This is a genomic window from Duganella sp. GW821-FHT07F09 (genome assembly GCF_059418705.1).
The window spans coordinates 1-15,198 of sequence record NZ_JBWKQJ010000012.1 but is presented as its reverse complement, the minus strand read 5'-3'; the positions used below and the strand labels follow the sequence as shown (position 1 = coordinate 15,198).

Below are 15,198 nucleotides of genomic sequence, written 5' to 3'. Positions count from 1 at the left end.
CGCCTACACCGCCAGCGTGGTGTTGCCGGAGTTGGTCGCCTCGGACAGCGCCCACACGTCCAGCATCGCCTGTTCCAGATCGGTCGCCACCGCGTAGCCGGACAGGCCAAGCGTGTTGGCGACCACCTCGACCGCCTCCGCCCCCGTATGGTCGCCGGTGGCATGCTGCAGCACCTGCGACAACAGGCGTTGCTGCGTGCGGCGCAGCGCGTTCTGCGCGTAGCTGCGCAGCTGTTCCTGCGAACGGCTGGTGGCCGGCAACTTCAGGCCGCGTTCCAGCGTGTCGATACCAACCTGCGCGCGCAGCGCCAGGCCGACTTGCAAGAAGGCCGGCAAGTCCATACCGGCCGGACGCGTGACCGACAGCGCCGCGAACACAAACGCCGCCACCGATTCGATCGCGTCGACCGCCTTCCAGGCGGCGACGAATTCCGGACGCAGGCCGGCGGTGAGCTCGGCATCGGACTGGCCGTCGTCGGAGCTCAGTTGGACCAGCGTCTCCGGCTTGGCGAACAGGCGGGTCAACTCGGCCACGCCGTCCTTCAACTGGTCGGCGGGCACCGTCAGCGCGCCTTCGATAACGGCTTTTTGCAGCACGCGGGTGCGGCCATCGACCTTGATCGAGACGGCGCGCGGCACTTTCAGCGCGTCGGCGTCCAGGGTCGAGAAGATCGGCGCCAGGTTCAGCGCGGACCATGCCTGGCCCCACGCCAGGATGACGTCCGCTTCGTCCACGCCATGTTCGCCGGCCAGTTGGCGCAGCATCAGCGGGCCGCAACGGTTGACCGATTCGTTGGCCAGCACGGTCGCCAGGATGGCGTTGGCCAGCGGGTGCGCCAGCGCCGGACGCGTCGCCACCAGCAGGTCCGGGAAGTACGGCTTGAGCACCGATTCGGCCCAGCTGTTTTCCGTCAGCGGCAGCGCCGACAGGATGCGCTTGTAGCGGTTCTTGACGTTGGCGATGACGACCGCCAGTTCCGGCGTCGTCAAGCCACGGCCGTCGGCCTTGCGGCGCGCCAGTTCGGCCACCGACGGCAGCTGCTCCAGATCGCGCGACAGCGCGCCCTCTTCTTCCAGGAAGGCGATCAGCGAGGCGTAACCGTCTTGCACCGCGGCGTCGGTCTGCGCCTGCGCCTCGCGCACCAGCAACTGCGTTTGCAGCGTGTTGTCGCGCAGGACCAGGCGCTCGATGTCGGCGGTCATTTCATTCAAGGTGCGATTGCGGTCCGCCTCGGTCAGCAGGCCGGCGTTCATTTCCACGTCCAGCCACATCTTCGCGTTCACTTCATGGTCGGAGCAATCCACACCGGCCGAGTTGTCGATCGCATCGGTGAAGATGCGGCCGCCGGCCAGCGCGAATTCGATACGGCCCGCTTGCGTGGCGCCCAGGTTGCCGCCTTCGGCGACGACCTTGCAGCGCAGCTGGTTGCCGTCGACCCGGATGTTGTCGTTGGCGCGGTCCTTGACCTGCGCGTGCGATTCGGTCGACGCCTTGATGTAGGTGCCGATACCGCCGTTGTAGAACAGGTCGACCGGCGCCTTCAGGATGCGGTGCATCAGTTCCTCCGGCGGCAGCGAGGTTTCCTCGATGTCCAGCGCGGCGCGGATCTGCGGCGACAGCTCTATCGTGCGCGAGGTGCGTGGATAAACGCCCCCACCCGCCGAGATCAGTTCCTTGTTGTAGTCGTCCCACGAGGAGCGCGGCAGCGCGAACATGCGCTCGCGCTCGACGAAGGATTTTTCCATGTCCGGCGTCGGGTCGAGGAAGATGTGGCGGTGGTCGAACGCGGCGATGATCTGCAGTTTGCGCGACAGCAGCGCGCCGTTGCCGAATACGTCGCCCGACATGTCGCCCACGCCGACCATCGTCACCGGGGTGGCGTGGATGTCGTGGTCCATTTCGTAGAAGTGGCGCTTGACGGCTTCGAACGCGCCCTTGGCGGTGATGCCCATCTTCTTGTGGTCGTAGCCGTTCGAGCCGCCCGACGCGAAGGCGTCGCCCAGCCAGAAGCCGCGCTGCACGGCGATGCCGTTGGCGATGTCGGAGAAGGTCGCGGTGCCCTTGTCGGCGGCCACCACCAGGTACGGATCGGCGCCGTCGTAGCAGACGGTATCCGCCGGCGGCACGATCTTGCCCAGCACGCGGTTGTCGGTCATTTCCAGCAGACTGGAGATGAACAGGCGGTAGACCGCTTCGCCTTCGGCCGCGATGGTTTCACGCACGGCGTCCTTCGGCATCTGCTTGCACACGAAGCCGCCCTTGGCGCCGGCCGGCACGATAACGGCGTTCTTCACCATCTGCGCCTTCACCAAGCCCAGGACCTCGGTGCGGTAGTCTTCCATGCGGTCCGACCAGCGCAAGCCGCCACGGGCGACCGGGCCGCCGCGCAGGTGCACGCCTTCGAAGCGGCGCGAGAACACGAAGATCTCGCGGAACGGACGCGGCTCCGGCACCAGCGACAGATTGCTGGTGTCGAACTTGAAGATGATCTTGTCGCCCTTTTGATTGTTCTGGAAGTAGTTGGTGCGCAGGGTCGCGGTCATCAGGTCGGTCAGGGCGCCCAGCACTTCTTCGCTGTCGGCGTGGTTGATCGACGGCAGGCGGCCCTTGATGGCGGCCAGCGATTCCAGCGCGGCTTCGCGGGTGGCTTGGTCCAGCGCGGGATTGAAACGCTGCAGGAAGGCGTCCACCAGTTGCTTGACGATGGCCGGCTGCTTGCGCAGCGTCTCGGCGATGTAGCGCACCGAGAACTGGCTGCCGGTCTGGCGCCAGTAGCTCATGTAGGCGCGCACCAGTTGCACCTGGCGCAGGCTCAAGCCGCCTTCGATGACCAGGCCATTCAGGCGGCCGTCTTCGGCTTCGTTGTTGAACAGCGACGCGAACAGCTCCTGCGCGACCGGAATCACTTCCGGCTTGGCCAGGCTGGCGGCGCTGGCTTCATCGACCGACAGGCTGGTGACGAAGTGGCGCTTGCCGTCCATGCGGATCGAGTGCGCCTGTTCGCGGTCGATGGCCACGCCGGCATTGTGCAGCGCCGGCAGGATGGTCGACAGCGACGGCACGCGGTCCACCGAGTACAGGCGGATGGTGGTGGCGTCGGCCGCCGCGTCCACGCGCACGTCGACGCGCGACGGATCGGTGTTCTGCAAAATGGTTTGCAGGTCGTAGAAGGCGGCGACGGGCGGGGTCGAGGCGACGTAATCGGTCGGCAGGGTCGCGCACATTTTGCGCAGGTGGGCGCGCATCGGAACGTTCGAGACGGCGTCCGCCAGCTTCGAGAAGCTGTCATGCCAGCCGTCGAGGACCGACAACAGCGGTTGCTGGATATCGGTTTCCAGATCCAGCGGATAACGCGCGCCGTGGGCGATCAGGTACACGCGGGCCAACGGGCCGTCGGCCACCAGGGTCTGCGAGCTGACGTGATGGGCGCCGGAACTGGCTTGCAGCGCCTTCGCCAGCGCGGAGGCGACGCTTGCGCTGTAACGCTCGCGCGGCAGGTACACCAGCACATTCAGGTGGCGCGCGTAGACGTCGCGGCGGGCGAACACCTTGGTGCGCGGCTGCTTGTACAGCGAGACGACGGCGCCGCAGACTTCGGCCAGCCATTCCGGCTCGGCTTCCAGCGCTTCGGTGCGTGGCAGCGATTCGAGGATCTCGATGAATTTCTCGGCGCGGAAGCCTTCCTGGCGCACGCCGGCAATGCTCAGCACCTTGGCGATGCGGCCGCGCGCGAACGGCAGGCGGTTCAGCGGCGTGGCCGTGGCGGCGCGGGTGAACAGGCCGACGAAGCAGTATTCGCCGAGGATGGCGCCTTGCGGATCGGTATGGCGGATACCGATGAAGTCCAGCGCCTGGTCGCGGTGCAAGGTGCCTTCGACGTCGGCCTTGACGATCGACAGCGTGTGCGCGCGTTTCGACAGCGTGTCGAAGTCGCCGGGGATGTTGGCCAGGCAGGTGCCGTAGACCGGGTGCGTGGTGTCCTGCAGCACGCCGATGCGGCTCGGGATGTCGCGTTCCAGCTCGCGCACGCCCGGTTTGACCTGGTAGTAGGCGTAGCCGAACGGCTCGAAGCCTTCGGTGCGCGCCCACTCCAGGAAGGCGGCGACTTCCTGGCCCTCTTCGCCGTTGGCGGCCGCCTCGGCGCCGATGCGGCTGAAGTGTTCCTGCATCGCGGCCTTGTCGCGGCGGACCACGGCGGCGTCGCGCGACACCATCTCGATGCGGTCGACCAGCATCCCCAGTTCCGCTTCCGACAAATCGTCGGCCAGCAGGCACAGGACGTAGGATTCGAGTTTGTCGCCACTCTGGCCGACGGCGGTGATCACGCCTTCGGCGTTGCGGGCGACCGGCAGCACCGAGTTCAATACGCCGTTGGCGACGATGCGCAGTTTGCGCATGGCCATGACGATCGAATCGACCAGGTATGGCATGTCGTCGTTGAGGATCAGCAGCGCGGTGGCCATGCCGCCGCGGCCATCTTCGTAGCGCAGCTTGGCGATTTGCGCACCGCCGCCGGCGCGCTTGGAGGCTTGCGTGAAACCGTCCCACAAAACCGGCGCCAAACTACCGGGCACGGTGCCGGTCAGGTCTTCGTCGTCCAGTGAACCGAGCCAGGCGCTGATGAGCGCGGGGACTTGGCTGGTGTCGCTGGCCGGCTTGCTGGCGTTGATCAAATCCAGCGTCTGAACGCGCAGGTCTTGTGGCATTTGTTTCATCGTTGCTTCTCCAATACGTTATGAGTATTTTATGTTGCAGGACGCCGCGCCGGCTTGTGGCTACGCGGCGTAGGGTCGGGCGATACGGGCACTATTAAACCAGATGGGGACGAAATAGTGCATTACAAATCGAATCAATGGAGCACGATTATTCGAGCGTCTCAATTTTAAAAATCGTAGAGGTTTGGCAGTCCAAGAATCCGGCTCAAGTCCTCCAGCGCGGTGTGCACTTCGATCGCCAATGAAGGATCGGCGAGGTCGGACGGATCGAGCCGGTCGCGGTAGTGCTTCTCCACCCACGCCACCAGCGTGTGATACAGCGCCTCGGTCATCACCACGCCTTGATGCATGGCGGCCGCTTCGGCATCGGTCAGCGCCACGCGCAGGCGCAGGCACGCCGGCCCGCCGCCGTTACGCATCGACTGGCGCAGATCGAAATGAATCAGCTCGTCGACCGCGTTGCCGCTGGCGACCAGTCCTTGCAGGTACGCGGCGACGGCGGCGTTCTCCTCGCACTCCTGCGGGATCACCAGCGCCATCTTGCCGTTGTCCTTGGACAGCAGTTGGCTGTTGAACAGATAGCTGGCCACCGCATCGGCCACCGACACCGCGCCGGTGTCGACGCGAATCGCGTTCAACTCCGCGCCAACGCCGTCCATCGCCCGGCGCAGTTGATCGAGGCTGCCCGCTTCGTCGGCGAACGCCTGGTCGTGATAGAACAGCACATTGCCGTTGCCCACCGCGATGACGTCGTTGTGGAACACGCCCTGGTCGATCACGTCCGGGTTCTGCTGGATATAAACGGTGCGCTCGGCCGACAGGCCGTGCAAACGCGCGACGGCCTGCGAAGCCTCCAGCGTTTGCCGCGCCGGATACTTCTTAGGCGCCGACGCCGACGCGTCGAACTCGGTGCGGCCATACACAAACATCTCGACCGCCGCGCTGCCGTGGTCCTTGCACAGGCGGGTGTGATTGGCCGCGCCCTCGTCGCCGAAAGCCGGCGTGCCGGGCAGCGCATCATGCACCGCGAAGTGGTCGATATTGTGGAAGATGGCGCGCAGGCTGCGCGCCGACTGCGCGTGCTCGAAAGCGCGATGCAGCTTGTTGTTCAAATTGGCGGCGGTGAAATGCGTGCGGCCGTCGGCGCTGTCGGCGGACGGGCTGACCGTCGCAGCGTTGGCGGTCCACATCGGCGAGGCCGAATACGCGCACGCCAGGATCACCGGCGCTTCCTTGGCCGCCTTCGCCAGCACATCCGCATCGCTGCCGGTAAAACCGATGCTGCGCAGCAGGCGGAAGTTCGGCCGGTCCTGCGGTGGCAGCAAAGCCTGGCCAAAACCGCGCGCTGCCAGCGCCCGCATCTTGGCCAGCCCCTGCAACGCCGCCAGCTTGGGGTTGGACGCGCTCTTGACGTTGCTGAACGAAGCCACATTGCCGAACGACAGACCGGCGTAGTTATGCGATGGACCTACCAGGCCGTCGAAGTTGAATTCGCGTGCGCGCATTTCAGATCCTTAGAAGTGCATGCCCGGCGAAAGCTTCGCAGGCATTTCAAGTACATTGTTTTCGATCGACGCCACCGGATAGGCGCAGTAGTCGGCCGCGTAGTAGGCGCTCGGACGATGGTTGCCCGATTTGCCGACGCCGCCGAACGGCGCGGTGCTGGCGGCTCCCGTGGTCGGACGGTTCCAGTTGACGATGCCGGCGCGTGCGCGCACCTGGAAGATCTTCCACAGGTTTTCGTCGTTCGAGATCAGCGCCGACGCCAGGCCGAACTCGGTGGCGTTGGCGGCGTTGATGGCGCTGTCGAAATCGGCCACGCGGATCACCTGCAGCAGAGGACCGAACCACTCTTCATCCGGGATGCCCTCGGCGTCGGTGACATCGACGATGCCGGCCGAGACGAAGCCGCTGGCGGCGTCCAGATGGCGCATCTCCAGCAGCAGCTTGCCGCCCTTGGACACCATGTCCTCCTGCGCCCGCACCAGGCGTTTGGCCACCGCCGACGACACGACAGGGCCCATGAACGGCGCCGGTTCGGCATTCGAGGCGCCGATGGTCAGGCGGCTGGCCACGTCGACCAGGCGCGCGACGATCGCATCACCCGCCGCGCCGGCCGGAAGGATCAGGCGGCGCGCGCAGGTGCAGCGCTGGCCGGCCGAAATGAAGGCCGACGAAATCGCCATGAAAACGGCGGCGTCGATATCTTTGACGTCCCAGATCACCAGAGGATTGTTACCGCCCATTTCCAGCGCGAGCATCTTGCCCGGCTGGCCGCCGAACTGCTTGTGCAGCGCGGAGCCGGTCTGGCAGCTGCCGGTGAACAGCACGCCGTCGAGCAGCGAATTCTGGCCCAGCGCGACGCCGGTATCGCGGCCGCCGTTGACCAGATTGATCACGCCTTTCGGCACGCCGGCTTGTTCCCACAGCTGCACGGTCTTGACGGCGGTGCGCGGCGCGTATTCGCTCGGCTTGAACACCACCGTGTTACCGGCGATCAGCGCAGGCACGATATGGCCGTTCGGCAGGTGGCCGGGGAAGTTATACGGACCGAAAACGCCGAACACGCCGTGCGGACGGTGGCGCAGCACCGCCTCGCCGTCGGCGACCTTGTTGTGCGACTCGCCGGTGCGCGCGCCATAGGCCTGCACCGAGATATCGATCTTGTTGGCCATCGTCGCCACTTCGGTGCGCGCTTCCCACAGCGGCTTGCCCACTTCCTCGGAGATCAGTAGCGCCAGTGCCTCGGCATCCTGCTTGAGCAGGTCGCGGAAACGGGTGCAGACGGCGATGCGCTCGTCCAGCGGCGTCAACGCCCAGGCTTCGAAGGCCTCGCGCGCGGCGGCGCAGGCTTGCGCCACGTCTTGCGGCATCGATTCATTGCTGGCCCAGGTCTGCTGGCCGTTCGATGGATCGATGGTCGAAATTTCGGCGCCGCTGCCCGGCAGCCATTCGCCGTTGATGAAGTTACTGAGTGCGGTGTTCGATGCGTTGGGCGATGCGTTAAACATGGGGATTCTTCCTCAAATTGAGAGTCAGGGTGCGGACGGTATCGCCGGCCTTGCAGCACAAGGCGTCCTGCTCCGCGACGGGCAGCTCCAGGGTGCCGTTGACGGGCACCGACTGCGACAGGATCATGCGGAAATCGCTCAGCGTGGTGTTCGACACCAGCATCGGTTCATCCGCCGGCGCCTCCGGCGCGCACGCCGAGGCCAGATCGGAGACCGGACCGATTTCGGCCAGCGTGCTGTCGCGCATGGCGCGCAGCTCCGACACGCGCGCCTGCAGCACCGGCCCGGCGTCGAAGATGTCGACGTAGCCTTCGAAGTACAGACCCTCCTGCTCCAGCAGGCGGCGCGCCGGCGCGGTCGAGGTGTGAACCTTGCCGATCACCTGCTGCGCGTCCTCCGGCAGATAGGCGACGTACAGCGGCTGGCGCGGCATCAACTCCGCGATGAAGGACTTCTTGCCGACGGCGGTCAGGTCGTCGACGTGGTCGAAATCCATCTTGAAGAAATGGCGGCCCAGTCCCTCGTAGAACGGCGAGCGGCCGCCCTCCTCCTGGTAGCCGCGCATTTCGGCGATCAGCTTTTCGGTGAACAGATGCGGGAACTGCGCGATGAACAGGAAGCGGCTTTTCGACAGCAACTTGCCGTTGTTGCCGGTGCGGTAGTCCGGGTGCAGGAACAGCGAACACAGTTCGGTGCTGCCGGTCAGGTCGTTCGACAGGTACAGCGTTTCCATGCGCGTGAACACATCAAGCTCGCGGCTCGAATGCACCAGGGTGCCGATGCGGTAGTTATAAAACGGCTCGTTCAGCCCGACCGCGCCTTTGATCGCGCACACGCCGGCCAGGCGGCCCGAGTCGGTATCCTCCATCACGAACATGTAGTCGCGCTTTTCGGGCGGGATGGTTTCGGCGAACGAGGCGACGGCGATCGCCACGCGGTCGCCCATCATCTTCATGTCCGGCTTGAGGGTGGTCATGCCACTGCCGACCTGGGTGGCCATCACGTACAGGGCGTCGAGGTCGTCGGCTTTGATTGCGCGTACTACTAGCATAGGTTGTCCACTCTCAGATTCTGACGCAGATGACGGTGTCGCCGTCGGCGACTTGCAGCGCTTCCAGCACATCGGCCGGCAGCGCGGCGGTGACTTGCGATTCCAGCGCGGCGCAATGGGTGATCACGGCGCGGAAGTTATGCTCGGCGCCCGACGACACCGCGTAGCGCAGCTGCGGTTCGCGGCCACGGTCGCGCGACTCCGGCGCGGTGCCGACGCGGCGCTGCAGCGCGCCGCTGAAGGTGCGCAGCGAATTCTTGTGCGCCTGCAGGATCGGACCGCCGTCGAAGATGTCGATGTAATCGTCGGCCTCGAAGCCTTCGGCCGTCAGCAGGTTGAACGCCAGCTCGCCCGACGGATGGATCTGGCCCATGGCCGCCTGCGCGTCTCCCGGCAGCAGCGGCACGTAGACCGGATAGTGCGGCATCAGCTCGACGATCAGGGTGCGGTTGCGGGCGCCGCCGATCACGCGTTCGGCGTCGAGGAAATCCATCTGGAAGAACTTACGGCCCAGCGCGTCCCAGAACGGCGAGCCGCCGGCGTCGTCGGTCACGCCGGCCAGCGGCACGAAGAAGCGGTCGGAGAAGCGGTGCGGCGCCAGCACGGCGAACATCAGCCGCGCGCGCGACAGCAGCGCCGCCTCCGGCGTGCCGTATTCGCGCTCGCCGACGTAAAAACTGGACAGCTGCGAATAGCCGGTCAGCTCCGAGCAAAGCGTCAGCGCGTGCACGCTGTGGCTGATGTTCAGGTCGCGCGACACCTGCTGGATCACGTCGTTGCGGAACGAGAAATAGGTGCCGTTGGAGCCGGCGGCGGCGAAGATCGCGGCGGTGCCGACGATGGTTTTATCGGCCGGCGACCCATCGCCCAACGACTCGAGCACCAGCAGATACGCCTCTTCGCTCGGGATATCCACGTGGGCGGCGAACGACGCGATCGAACGCTCGATCATGGCGAGGATTTTCTCGCGCGTCTTCGGCAGGGTATGCACTCCCGGCATGGGCACCGCCGCCAGTGCTTCGAGGGCAGCGATATCCGCAAGTTCGACCGGACGGACTACATACATGGGAGCTCCTTCGGTAATTCAACGCAAGCGACCCGGCGCATCGGAATGCGCCGGGTCCCAAATGAACAGCGGCGGAACCAGGTCCGCCGCAAGTACTTCCTAGGCTGCGGCGATCATGCCGTCCAGCGACAGGCGCAGGATGCGGTCGACTTCAGCGATCTGCGCGTCGGAGACGATCAGCGCCGGCGCCAGGCGCACCACATCCATGCCCGCGATCAGCACCATCAAGCCATTGGCTTCGGCGGCCTTCTGGATATCCTTCGAGCGGCCCTTCCAGGCGTCGGTGACGACCATGCCCAGCAACAGGCCGGCGCCGCGCACCTGCGTGAACACTTGCGGGTAGTCGGCGATCAGCTTTTCCATCGTGCCGCGCAGCTTGGCCCCGGCTTCCTTCACCCGCGCCAGGAAGGCCGGCTGGTTGATCGTCTCGAGCACCGTCAGCGCCACGGTCGCGGCCAGCGGGTTGCCGCCGTAGGTGGTGCCGTGCGAGCCGACGCCCAGGGTCGCGGCCAGTTCGTGGGTGGTCAGCATGGCGCCGATCGGATAGCCGTTGCCCAGCGCCTTGGCGGAGGTCAGCACGTCCGGCGTGATGCCGTAGGTCATGTAGTGGAACAGGTCGCCGGTGCGGCCCATGCCGCACTGGACTTCGTCGAAGATCAGCAGCGCGCCGGTCTTGGTGCACAGGTCGCGCAGCTCCTGCAGGTAGGCCTTGTCGGCCGGGACCACGCCGCCCTCGCCTTGCAGCGGTTCGACGATGACGGCGCAGACGTCGTCGCCGATGGCGGCGCGCGCCGCTTCGATATCGTTATAGACGATATGGTCGATCGACGGCGGCAGCGGCTCGAAGCCTTCGGTGTACTTCGACTGGCCGCCGACGGATACGGTGAACAAGGTGCGGCCGTGGAACGACTGGTAGCACGAGATGATGCGCGATTTGTGCGCGCCGAATTTGGTGTGCGCGTATTTGCGCGCCAGCTTCAGCGCCGCCTCGTTGGCTTCCGCGCCGGAGTTGCAGAAGAAGGCGCGGTCGGCGAAGGTCGCTTCGGTCAGCGCGGTGCCCAGGCGCAGCACCGGCTCGTTGGTGTAGCCGTTACCGAGGTGCCACAGGGTGTTGGCCTGGCGGGTCAGCGCCTCGACCACGATCGGGTTGCAGTGGCCCAGCGAGGCCACGGCGATGCCGGACGTGAAGTCCAGATAGTGTTTGCCATTCTGGTCCCACAGGTCCAGGCCAGCGCCTCGGACCGGAACCATCGCTGCGGGTGCGTAGGTAGGCACCAGGACTTCATCAAAAGTCTGACGAGTCACAGGACGGGTCGTTACGGTCGTATCTAGCTTGGCGTTCATGGCATTCCCTATCAATGTTTAGTGGGGCGACCAGCAGAAATCCGCTGACGTTGCGCCATTATAGGCAGGACGGCAAAACGCTTCTTTCGGATACGCGACAGGCATTTTCAAATTCGCCACGTAGCCCGACGGCCGCGCCATAGGAGAAGCGCCATCTTTTGTTGACATCGCAACACTCCTTATGTTATTTTTCTTTTAACATATGGGAGCGCTTCCATTCCCGGAAGGCGGCCCTGGGCGCGCGGACGCCAACCACAACGGAAGGCATCATCATGTTGCAAGATAAGAAATTCGTACTCGGCGCGGTTGCCATGGCGGCGGCGCTGATGGCGGCGCAGGCGCACGCCAGCGAGGCCACGCTCAAGGACGGCCAGCTGGCGATCGACACGCTGCCGTTCGCGCTCGAATCGCAGCTCGACCTGGGCGCGGCCAGCGTCAAGGACAAGGCGCTGGTGTTGCAGGCCAAAAAAGGCACCGATCTATACGCCAACACGGACGGCACCGAGATCGCCGACAAAACGCCGCGCGTGCTGTTCCAGCCGGTCGGCGACTTCATCTTCTCGGCCAAGGTCACCGCCGGCGTCAACCATGCGTTCAACGGCGGCGCGCTGATCGTCTACAACGACAAGGCCAACTGGGGCAAGCTGCTGTTCGAGTTCGCCAAGACCGGCGCGGCGGGCATCTCGTCCACCGTCGCCAAGGGCGTCGGCGACGACGCCCACCATGGCGTGCGCCCGGGCGGCGCGGTCTTCCTGAAAGTGCTGCGGCGCAAGGACATGTTCGTGTTCTACACCTCGCCGGACGGGCGCGACTGGAGCATGGTGCGCAGCTTCAGCCTGCCGGGGGCGGCCACCGCGAAAGTCGGCTTCTCGTCGCAATCGCCGGCCGGCGACGGGTTCAGCGCGCAATTCTCCGACATCAAGTTCCGCAACGCCACGTTCAAGGACTTCTGGCAAGGGGAGTAAAGCAACTTCAACACCGGCCGGACGGGTGGCTCAGGCGGGCCGGTTGGCCAGCTTGCGCTGGCGCTCCTCGCGCGGGGTGTTGCCGAACAGCGCGCCGAAGGCGGTCGAAAAATGCGAGCCGGACGAGAAGCCGCACATCAGCCCGACCTGGACGATCGAGTGGTTGGTGTCGAGCAGCAGTTGCCGCGCGCGTTGCAGCCTGAGCTCCAGGTAATAGCGCGACGGCAGGCTGTTCAGGTATTGCTTGAACAGGCGCTCGAGCTGGCGGCGCGACAGCCCGACCAGGTTGGCGATGTCGTCGGTCGACAGCGGCTCTTCGATATTGGTTTCCATCAAGGTGACCGCCTCGGACAGGCGCGGCTGCAGGGCGCCGAAGCGGGCCTGCAACGCCACCCGCTGGCGCTCCTCGTGGCCGCGCACGCGCTCGATGCACAGGGCTTCCTTGATGGCGGCCTGCACCGTCGCGCCGAACAGGCAGTCGATCAGGGTCAGCGAAAAGTCGATGCTGGCGGCGCCGCCGCAGCAGCTCAGGTGGCGCCCGTCGAGCTCGAACAAGTGCGGGGTCAGGATCGCGCGGTCGTTGATGTGCTCGGTATCGGCGTACAGCGCCCACGGCAGCGCGACGCGCACACCCGCCATCAAGCCGGCCTCGGCCAGCCACAATACGCCGGCGCCGACGCCGCCCCAGTAGTCGGCCGAGCGGCAGCGCTCGATCACGGCGCGGCTCAGCTCGGGCGCCATCGGCGCCTGGTTCTCGTCGGCCACCAGCAGCGCCAGGTGGTGCTGCCCCGGTGGGGCCGGCGCCACCTGCGCCGGAGTCATGGTTTCCAGATGCAAGGCATCCTTGCCGAGGATGGTCGCGGCCAAGCGCAGCGGCTGCACCAGTCCGGCCCAGGTGATGGCATCGGCCTCGCCCGCGTTCACCAGCAGCATGCGCAGGGGGCGTTGCTGGGCGAGCGGGGAAAGGTTAGCGAAGGACATCGGGGATCGTCATCGGTTATGAATTATTGTGGCGCATAGTGTACCCGCCCGGGCCGCAAATTGCGAACCGGCTATAATCACGGTCTATGGGTGAACGATATCTGAAAAGTATCCGGTTGCTGGCGGAATGCATGCAGGGCTTTGAACGGCTCTCCAGCGAACGGGCGCGCCGGAGCGGTCTGACGCATCCGCAGTTCGACATTATCGCCACGCTGGGCAACACGCCCGGCATGTCGTATAAGGAGCTGGGCGAAAAGACGCTGATCACCAAGGGCACGCTGACCGGCGTGATCGAACGGCTGGAACAGAAAGGACTGGTGGAGCGTCAGCGCAACGACTGCGACAAACGTTCTTTCTTTGTCCGCCTGACGGCCGACGGCGAGGCGACGTTCAACGCCGCCTTCCCCAAGATGGTGGAGATGGGCAGGATGCTGTTTGCGGATTACCGCGAGGAAGATCTCGCGGCCCTTGAAAAAAACCTGTCCAAGCTCAAAACTGTGATCATGGCCAGCCATCCCGGATGCCCGTCCACCCCCGACCCAACCAAGGAAAACATTTGAAAACGACTCTGCTCGAAGGCAAAAAGCCAGCCAAATTCGACAAACACATCATCGGCAACCTGCTGCTCAACGTCGATACCCCGGACGAGGTGCGCAAGGAAAAGCTGCTGATCGGCGTGCGCAACGAGGACGGCGAGATCTACCGCCTGATCGGCGCCACCAAGCACAATAGCTTCATGAACGCCATCGAGGAGCTGTTCGACCTCGGCCTGACCGACGAACTGCAGGACTCCGACGACATCGTCGAAGGCTGCGACGCCATCTTCAGCGAACAGCAGTAATCCCGCCCCTGGCGGGGCGGCTGGCGGCGGTTGGCGTGTGTGGCGCGGCATGAAAGTATTTTCCCGAAAAGTGCCTCAAAGCAATATTCGGGAGTATAATTTTTTTGATGGACAGACTCGACGCCTTCAAAGCCATCGCCGCCCAGGCGAGCCGGGGGGAACTGACGTTCCCGGCCAACGTCAACGCCTCGCTGCGGCTGCAGCAGGCGCTGAGCGATCCGGACTGCCACGTCGAAGCGGCGGCCAAACTGATCCAGGCAGACCCGTTGCTGGCCGCGCGCAGCGTCGCCATCGCCAACTCGGTCGCCTACAACCGTTCCGGTACTGAAATTTCCAGCGTGCGCGCGGCCGTCCAGCGGCTCGGCGTGCGCACCTTGCAATCGCTGGTCGCGGCGCTGATCGTGCGCCAGATCGGCAGCCAGGTCACCGAGCCGGTCCTTCAGGCCAAGATCAATCAATTGTGGGAACACACGGCGCACGTTGCCGCGCTGGCGCAGGTCATCGCGCGCCGCGTCACCCATGTCGACCCGGACACGGCGCTGTTCGCCGGCATCGTGCACGAGGTGGCCGGGTTCTACATGCTGTCGTGCGCGGGCGCGTATCCGGAGGTGATGGAAGGCGAGCCGGAGGATTGGGTCGAGCATGGCGAGGTCGAGATCGGCCGCGGCGTGCTGACCCAGCTGGGCGTGCCGGACGGCGTGTATCAGTCGATCGAGGCGATGTGGCGGGGCTTGCGCGCCTTGCCGCCGGAAACCCTGGGCGACACGCTGCTGCTGGCCAATGATTTGTCGCCGGTGCAGTCGCCGCTGTATCAGCGGCCGGGCGCCACCACGTTGCCGGCCGCGCGCACCATCGACTTCGTCGTCGGCGAAGGCACCTTGCATGCGATCATGGTCGAATCGGCGCACGAAGTGCGGTCCTTGTATGCGGTGCTGATGCTCTAACGCGTGGTGAATGCCGGCGGCGCTGGCGGCGCTTGGCGGATTACGCTTCGCTCCTCCGCCCCACGTGTTTTAACTTGCTTCTTGCGTCGCGGCCGAAAATCCGCTGCGGGTATACGTAGGGCGGATTAGGCGGAACGCCGTAATCCGCCATCGATGGGCCGCCGGTGACACGCGCATAGCGCCGAGTTCGTGTAGAAATGGTGGACCTCGTATATTGAGCGTACCGCATCTCCATTGGATAATGAAGATGTAGATGCGGCCAGGCGGAGTGACGCTGAT

Annotated in this window: 11 protein-coding genes; 4 read left to right on the top strand and 7 right to left on the bottom strand. The window is 65.2% G+C overall.

Translation table 11 applies throughout. The features are described from left to right. Positions 1 to 3: 3 nt before the first annotated feature. The 6 genes from AC07P1_RS26960 to AC07P1_RS26935 all read right to left on the bottom strand — a co-directional run bounded on the left by AC07P1_RS26960 (position 4) and on the right by AC07P1_RS26935 (position 11,188). Positions 4 to 4,716: an NAD-glutamate dehydrogenase domain-containing protein gene (locus tag AC07P1_RS26960; protein WP_494698736.1), complete on the bottom strand. Its 4,713-nt coding sequence runs from the start codon at positions 4,714 to 4,716 to the stop codon at positions 4 to 6. Positions 4,717 to 4,883: 167 nt separating this feature from the next. After that, positions 4,884 to 6,221 (bottom strand): N-succinylarginine dihydrolase, encoded by a 1,338-nt coding sequence (gene astB, locus AC07P1_RS26955; RefSeq protein ID WP_494698735.1) that lies wholly within the window; start codon positions 6,219 to 6,221, stop codon positions 4,884 to 4,886. Between the two features lie 9 nt (positions 6,222 to 6,230). After that, positions 6,231 to 7,727 carry a succinylglutamate-semialdehyde dehydrogenase gene (astD, locus tag AC07P1_RS26950; protein ID WP_494698734.1) on the bottom strand — a complete coding sequence of 499 codons (1,497 nt, stop codon included), beginning with the start codon at positions 7,725 to 7,727 and terminating at the stop codon, positions 6,231 to 6,233. Continuing rightward, positions 7,720 to 8,778 carry an arginine N-succinyltransferase gene (gene astA, locus AC07P1_RS26945; RefSeq protein ID WP_494698733.1) on the bottom strand — a complete coding sequence of 353 codons (1,059 nt, stop codon included), beginning with the start codon at positions 8,776 to 8,778 and terminating at the stop codon, positions 7,720 to 7,722. Before astA ends, astD begins: the two co-directional genes overlap by 8 nt. A 13-nt stretch (positions 8,779 to 8,791) precedes the next feature. Continuing rightward, the gene (locus tag AC07P1_RS26940; RefSeq protein ID WP_494698732.1) at positions 8,792 to 9,844 is read right to left on the bottom strand and encodes an arginine N-succinyltransferase; all 1,053 of its coding nucleotides are present in this window, start codon (positions 9,842 to 9,844) and stop codon (positions 8,792 to 8,794) included. Between the two features lie 99 nt (positions 9,845 to 9,943). Continuing rightward, the gene (locus tag AC07P1_RS26935) at positions 9,944 to 11,188 is read right to left on the bottom strand and encodes an acetylornithine/succinyldiaminopimelate transaminase (RefSeq protein WP_494698731.1); all 1,245 of its coding nucleotides are present in this window, start codon (positions 11,186 to 11,188) and stop codon (positions 9,944 to 9,946) included. A 272-nt stretch (positions 11,189 to 11,460) separates the two neighbouring features. On the opposite strand from AC07P1_RS26935, the gene AC07P1_RS26930 reads away from it, so the two are divergent. Then, positions 11,461 to 12,153, top strand: a complete 693-nt coding sequence (locus tag AC07P1_RS26930; RefSeq protein ID WP_494698730.1) for a DUF1349 domain-containing protein — start codon at positions 11,461 to 11,463, stop codon at positions 12,151 to 12,153. 30 nt (positions 12,154 to 12,183) lie between these two features. On the opposite strand, the gene AC07P1_RS26925 is transcribed toward AC07P1_RS26930, so the two are convergent. Then, positions 12,184 to 13,134: a GlxA family transcriptional regulator gene (locus AC07P1_RS26925; protein WP_494698729.1), complete on the bottom strand. Its 951-nt coding sequence runs from the start codon at positions 13,132 to 13,134 to the stop codon at positions 12,184 to 12,186. A 131-nt stretch (positions 13,135 to 13,265) separates the two neighbouring features. Between AC07P1_RS26925 and AC07P1_RS26920 the strand changes: the two genes are divergently transcribed. The 3 genes from AC07P1_RS26920 to AC07P1_RS26910 all read left to right on the top strand — a co-directional run bounded on the left by AC07P1_RS26920 (position 13,266) and on the right by AC07P1_RS26910 (position 14,919). Beyond that, positions 13,266 to 13,694, top strand: a complete 429-nt coding sequence (locus AC07P1_RS26920; RefSeq protein WP_494698728.1) for a MarR family winged helix-turn-helix transcriptional regulator — start codon at positions 13,266 to 13,268, stop codon at positions 13,692 to 13,694. Continuing rightward, positions 13,691 to 13,975 (top strand): hypothetical protein, encoded by a 285-nt coding sequence (locus tag AC07P1_RS26915; RefSeq protein ID WP_494698727.1) that lies wholly within the window; start codon positions 13,691 to 13,693, stop codon positions 13,973 to 13,975. The genes AC07P1_RS26920 and AC07P1_RS26915 overlap by 4 nt, the downstream gene beginning before the upstream one ends. A gap of 107 nt (positions 13,976 to 14,082) precedes the next feature. Then, positions 14,083 to 14,919: an HDOD domain-containing protein gene (locus AC07P1_RS26910; protein WP_494698726.1), complete on the top strand. Its 837-nt coding sequence runs from the start codon at positions 14,083 to 14,085 to the stop codon at positions 14,917 to 14,919. Positions 14,920 to 15,198 lie beyond the last annotated feature (279 nt).

Excerpts from the sequence above, each read along its gene's own strand:
- AC07P1_RS26960 (WP_494698736.1), bottom strand. The coding sequence starts at position 4,716 with ATGAAACAAATGCCACAAGACCTGCGCGTTCAGACGCTGGATTTGATC.
- astB (WP_494698735.1), bottom strand. The coding sequence starts at position 6,221 with ATGCGCGCACGCGAATTCAACTTCGACGGCCTGGTAGGTCCATCGCAT.
- astD (WP_494698734.1), bottom strand. The coding sequence starts at position 7,727 with ATGTTTAACGCATCGCCCAACGCATCGAACACCGCACTCAGTAACTTC.
- astA (WP_494698733.1), bottom strand. The coding sequence starts at position 8,778 with ATGCTAGTAGTACGCGCAATCAAAGCCGACGACCTCGACGCCCTGTAC.
- AC07P1_RS26940 (WP_494698732.1), bottom strand. The coding sequence starts at position 9,844 with ATGTATGTAGTCCGTCCGGTCGAACTTGCGGATATCGCTGCCCTCGAA.
- AC07P1_RS26935 (WP_494698731.1), bottom strand. The coding sequence starts at position 11,188 with ATGAACGCCAAGCTAGATACGACCGTAACGACCCGTCCTGTGACTCGT.
- AC07P1_RS26930 (WP_494698730.1), top strand. The coding sequence starts at position 11,461 with ATGTTGCAAGATAAGAAATTCGTACTCGGCGCGGTTGCCATGGCGGCG.
- AC07P1_RS26925 (WP_494698729.1), bottom strand. The coding sequence starts at position 13,134 with ATGTCCTTCGCTAACCTTTCCCCGCTCGCCCAGCAACGCCCCCTGCGC.
- AC07P1_RS26920 (WP_494698728.1), top strand. The coding sequence starts at position 13,266 with ATGCAGGGCTTTGAACGGCTCTCCAGCGAACGGGCGCGCCGGAGCGGT.
- AC07P1_RS26910 (WP_494698726.1), top strand. The coding sequence starts at position 14,083 with ATGGACAGACTCGACGCCTTCAAAGCCATCGCCGCCCAGGCGAGCCGG.